Here is a 4,588-nt window from a genome sequence, read left to right as displayed (position 1 = left end):
CGGGCCACGGACACCCGCACGGGCCTCCATCAGCGGGATGAATAGTCATACCGGACGAGGAGATCAGCTGTCCGTGCACAGGGATCTGAACTGTCCGCTCACCCGGATGTCCCACTGTCCGTTGACAGCCCGTGGGGGCCGCGCGGCCGCCACTGAAGGAGACCCGACCAGATCAACGGGCGGGCCGCGCGTCGTACTTGTGCGGTCTCGACCCCGGCGTCCAGGGCGATCAGCCCGTGGGGCAGGACCTGCCCGGGATCGTATGCCAGGGCGGTCTCCTGGATCAGGATGGTGATGTCCAGATCGTCGGGGTGCGGCTCCCCCGGGGGAACCGCGACCAGCGTGCCCCCGCCGAAGGCAAGGTCACCACGCTGTTCGAGTACGCCGAGTGCTGCCGCGGCCAGCGATTCCGAAAGTCCGAGGCAGGAGCCGAGAGCCCGGGCCGTGTGCGCTCTCGACGCCCCGCGCGGCACCGCCACCGGAGTGCTGCGCAGGTGGCGGCGTAACGCGAGGACGGCCACCGCCAGACGCCTCAGTCGGGCCGGGGAGTCCTTGGAGACACGCTGTCGGCGTCCACCAGATGAGTCGGCTGGACGAGTGGGGTCGGTGTTGCTCATGGTCGGCCCCATCCCGCCGCGTCAGGACCCGCACCGCGTGCGAGGTAGGCGGCGGTCTGCTCGGCTAGGGGCACGAGCCCGATGTCGGCCCGCAGACGTTCAGCGGCTTTGACGTCCCTGATCGGGTACGGGCGCAGAGTGCGGGGGTTGACCTGGGTCCCGTAGGTCTGGGGAACGGACATGGCCACCGCGCAGACGTCGACGACGTGGGCGAAGTGCTGCTCCGGGAGTTCGCCGCTGTCGACCGCCGGCTTCATCAAGTCGCGGCACAGGAACAGGAAGCCAGGCTCCTGGCAGGCCAGCAGGATCCGTACGGCGTAGACGGCGGCCTCGTCGCCCACCAGCCCAGCTGTCGGCCAGCCGTGCGCGGACACGATCTCCTTGAGGTGGGTGGCATTGGTCCGCTGGAGCTGATGCAGTTCCTTCTCGCGATGCGTCGAGGGGATCCGCCAGGCGATCAGCTGAGCGCGGCGCTCAGCGCGTCCCATCTCCGTCAGTTGTTGCGCGACCGGGGCCAAGAGGACCGTGACGGTGGTTGCCGGAGAGGTCATGCGGCACCGGCCAGCTTGGGGAGCGGGCGGTGCGGGGCGATGATCTGCCCGTCCGGCAGCAGTTCACCGGTGTCGTCGAAGATCAACAATCCGTTGCACCGGCGGCCCCACCCCTGGGAGACGGCCTGGGCCACGAGCTGGGCCTGGTCTCGGTCCGGGGAGTCGGCATCCGGGCAGCGGGGTTTGTGCTGGCACATGGGAGGTCCTCGATCGGATGGGGCACGACCGGTGCCCAGGGACGGTGTTCGAGTGTCTGGTGCGGGTGTCCGGTGCTTATGGGGTGTCGCCGGCTAGGTCGAAGATCGTCTGTGCGCAGGCGGCGAGGAGGCGTAGGTAGCCCAGCTCGGTCCGAGTCGCCGTCGAGTTGCGGAGTAGCCCTTCGGCGCAGAGGAGGGCATCCTCCATCGCGGTTTCCTCCCCTTGTCCCGACTCCACCGCCTTCCGGTGGATCGCCAGCAACCGCGGAGCACAGCCCCCGAGCGTGTGCAAAATCCCCTGGAGCTCCGTGACCAGCGCCGGGACCTCGTCGGTGGGAGGAGCTGGCGGCCCGGTGGCCAGGTCGAGGGCGTCCCAAGTACGGGCGGCCTCCGACAAGGAAGTCAGTTCCCGGGCACACGCAAGGCCCTTGATGAAGAGGGCGAAGTCCTCCGGCGGACTCGGCGGCGCAGAGGTGGAGACGGACACGACGACTCCTCAGAGAAGCGAACGCAGACAGGTTGGGCCCGCACGGGCTCGGGGACTGAGGGGCTAGCCGGTGAGCGCGCTGGCCATGGTGGTCCGCAGGAGCGGCAAGAGGCAGACGCCGTCGGTCAGGGTGACGGGCGCGGGCTCGGCGAGCGCCCAGGGCCAGGTGTCCCATCGCGCCCCACCCGAGGGCGGGAGCGCGATGCGGCCACCTGGACCGGACTCCACACGGACACCGGCAACCCCGGTCAAGGGGGCAGCGGTGCCCGGTGCGACGACCAGCAGCGTCTCGCCGCTTCCGTACACGAGGGAGGGGAGGGGAGGAAGGGCCTGATCACGGCGGTCGGTCAAGACAAGGAGATCTGACCCCAGGGCGGCCGGGACGATCACCGCGTCGAACGCGGAGCATGTTGTCTGCAGTTCAAGACGAGGGGACTCCCGCAACAGCGAGAGCGCGCCGCGGGCTGACACGATGTCGCTCCCCACGATCAGCGGCCAAGCCAGAACGCTCTCGTACGCGGACAGAAGGCCGGGGACGTCCCGGCTGATCGGGGGCCAGTGAGCGGCCTGAAACTGTGTCACAGCGCCCTCTCTCCCTCAGCCGCCGGAACGGCCGATGAGGGGACCTGCTGCCCTACGGAGTTGAGGAGGGACGCGGCCTGGCGCAGCAAAACCTGCTGAGCCTCGCCGAAAGCCGTCCCCACCAGGCTGGGGTGCAGGAGCGAGCCTGCGCAGTGCTCGCCGACAGGACGAGGGCCGGCGGCCATCGTGGGCAGGCGCACCGTGGCCGTGTGCAGCGCCTCCTCGTCCCGGGCCGAGAGTCGCTCCGCAGCCTCGGCGTCCGCCGCGATCCGGGCCCGGGCGGCCGCCGTACGCTTCAGGTGCCCCAGGACGCCGGCTGCCACACAGGCCGTGCCCAGACTCGGGGACAGTGCCAGGGCGATGCTGGTCAGCTCGTTCACGTCAGCTCCTCACAGGGAATCGGACGGCGGACGGGACGCGGCTCTCGGCAGGCGCCCTGATGGTTGAAGGCGTCCGGATTCCCACCCCCGAAGGGGAGTTGGGTAATACGGTGGTTGCGGAAAGCAAACCGCGCCCCGGGCACTCCGGGCAGACCCTGGCGCCGGGCAACCCCATCAAACCCATCAAAGATCATTCCGGGGAGAAGGAGCGCACCATGGCCCGTGAACGCAACACGCTGCTGGCCTCGGTGATCGCGGAATCCGGTTGGTCCCAGGCGCAACTGGCCGCCGCGATGACCAGGGTTGCCACCGAGACCGGAGCCAGTGAACTTGCTGCCGTGCGCCAGCCGCACGTCGCGATGTGGGTCGGCGGTACAAGGCCCGAGCCCCGAGCGGCGTCTATCTTGTGCGAGACGCTCTCGCGCCGTCTCGGACGCATCGTCACCCCGGCACACATCGGGCTCGTCCCGCGCGCCGGGGCCGACGAGGTCCGGTCGGCCTGGGACATCGACACGGCCACCGCACTGGCAGATTTCGGGGACGGCATGACCATGGACCGGCGCACCGCACTCTCCGCCACGGCGTACTCGGTGGCGGGCGCTGCCCTGCCTCCGACCGCTTGGTGGGACCAGACCCGCGACAGCGCCCGCACCCGTAAACCCCGGACACACATGACCGTCACGGCCGGGCACGTGGCCGCGATACAGGAGGCCACCCGCTTCTACTCCGGTCAGGACCAGCGCCTGGGCGGCGGCGCCGGACGCACCGCGCTGGCCTTCTACCTGCAAACCGACGTCGCCACGTACCTCGCCGGCCGCTTTCCCTCCGAGCGGGTCCGCTGCGACCTGATCACTGCTGCCGCTGAACTCGTCTACCTCGCAGGCTGGACCAGCTTTGACACCGGCGAACATGCCGTCGCGCAGAAGCAGTTCGGGGTCGCACTGCGCATGGCTGCCGAAGCTGACGCGCCGGCGCTGGCCGGGCACATTTTGCGTGCTGCAGCACACCAGGCCGTCGACCTGCACCATCCCCGTCGGGCACTGGAACTGGCCGAAGGCTCGCTGGCCGAGCGCCGCTACAAACTGGCCACTCCCCGCGAGCGGGCCCTGCTGGGCGTGGTCCATGCCCGGGCGCTCGCGGTGAACGGACAGAAGAAGGAGGCGCTGGCCGCCCTGACCCGCGCGAGCACGGACCTGGCCGCCGCTGATCCTGGCATTGAGGAACCCGACCGGGTCGCGTTCTTCGCGGAGGCGTCCCTGTCGCACGAGATGGCCTGCACCTGCGAGACCTGGGCGACCTTAAGGGCGCCGAAGCGGCCTTCCGGCGCAGCGTCCGCACCCGAGCGCTTCCGTACGCACGTACCCACGCAGTGACCCTGGGATACCTCGGAGACGTCCAGGTCCGCCAAGGCCACCTCGACGACGCGTGCCAGACGTGGACCCGAGCCTTGGACGCCATGGCAGGCATCCGCTCCGGCAGGGCACGCGACACCGTCGTCCAGATGCGACGGTCCCTTTCCCCGGTCAAAGGCCGCGGCGGGCATATGGCCGCCGACCTCGACCAGCGGGCCCGCGAGCTCCTCGCCCACGTAGTCTGACCCGGCCACGCCGCCAGCAAGCCGCCGGAGCCAGCCTCCGGCCGGACCGATCAGCCTGGATCCACCGCGTAGTGGTCGGGCTGTGGATGGAGAAATCAGAAGAGGTGCCCGCTGACCTGGGATGATGGGAGTTTCTACGCTTCCATCAGACCCGAGCAAGAGGGCACCTCGTAAGTG

The 4,588-nt window shown here is 69.8% G+C and carries 8 protein-coding genes; 2 read left to right on the top strand and 6 right to left on the bottom strand.

Annotation, left to right across the window (positions count from 1 at the left end):
• Window positions 1-98: 98 nt before the first annotated feature.
• The 6 genes from OTB19_RS41640 to OTB19_RS41615 form a co-directional block, all read right to left on the bottom strand.
• Entirely contained in the window at window positions 99-617 is a 519-nt protein-coding gene (locus tag OTB19_RS41640; protein ID WP_267804070.1) for a hypothetical protein, read from the bottom strand.
• Window positions 614-1,168 (bottom strand): DUF6624 domain-containing protein, encoded by a 555-nt coding sequence (locus OTB19_RS41635; RefSeq protein ID WP_267804069.1) that lies wholly within the window; start codon window positions 1,166-1,168, stop codon window positions 614-616. Before OTB19_RS41635 ends, OTB19_RS41640 begins: the two co-directional genes overlap by 4 nt.
• Window positions 1,165-1,365, bottom strand: a complete 201-nt coding sequence (locus OTB19_RS41630) for a DUF5999 family protein (RefSeq protein WP_267804068.1) — start codon at window positions 1,363-1,365, stop codon at window positions 1,165-1,167. Before OTB19_RS41630 ends, OTB19_RS41635 begins: the two co-directional genes overlap by 4 nt.
• 76 nt (window positions 1,366-1,441) lie before the next feature.
• Window positions 1,442-1,852, bottom strand: coding sequence for a hypothetical protein (locus tag OTB19_RS41625; protein WP_267804067.1), 411 nt, complete (start codon window positions 1,850-1,852; stop codon window positions 1,442-1,444).
• A 63-nt stretch (window positions 1,853-1,915) separates the two neighbouring features.
• Complete coding sequence (locus OTB19_RS41620; protein ID WP_267804066.1) at window positions 1,916-2,434, bottom strand: hypothetical protein; 519 nt, start codon at window positions 2,432-2,434, stop codon at window positions 1,916-1,918.
• Entirely contained in the window at window positions 2,431-2,814 is a 384-nt protein-coding gene (locus OTB19_RS41615) for a hypothetical protein (RefSeq protein WP_267804065.1), read from the bottom strand. The genes OTB19_RS41620 and OTB19_RS41615 overlap by 4 nt, the downstream gene beginning before the upstream one ends.
• A gap of 59 nt (window positions 2,815-2,873) precedes the next feature.
• On the opposite strand from OTB19_RS41615, the gene OTB19_RS41610 reads away from it, so the two are divergent.
• Together OTB19_RS41610 and OTB19_RS43520 are read left to right on the top strand one after the other, a co-directional pair.
• Window positions 2,874-4,187 (top strand): Tat pathway signal protein, encoded by a 1,314-nt coding sequence (locus tag OTB19_RS41610; RefSeq protein ID WP_324290593.1) that lies wholly within the window; start codon window positions 2,874-2,876, stop codon window positions 4,185-4,187.
• Window positions 4,184-4,411, top strand: a complete 228-nt coding sequence (locus OTB19_RS43520; RefSeq protein ID WP_324290592.1) for a hypothetical protein — start codon at window positions 4,184-4,186, stop codon at window positions 4,409-4,411. The genes OTB19_RS41610 and OTB19_RS43520 overlap by 4 nt, the downstream gene beginning before the upstream one ends.
• Window positions 4,412-4,588 lie beyond the last annotated feature (177 nt).

The organism is Streptomyces sp. H27-H5, assembly GCF_026627505.1.
Classification (GTDB): domain Bacteria; phylum Actinomycetota; class Actinomycetes; order Streptomycetales; family Streptomycetaceae; genus Streptomyces.
This window is presented reverse-complemented; position numbering and strand designations above follow the sequence as displayed.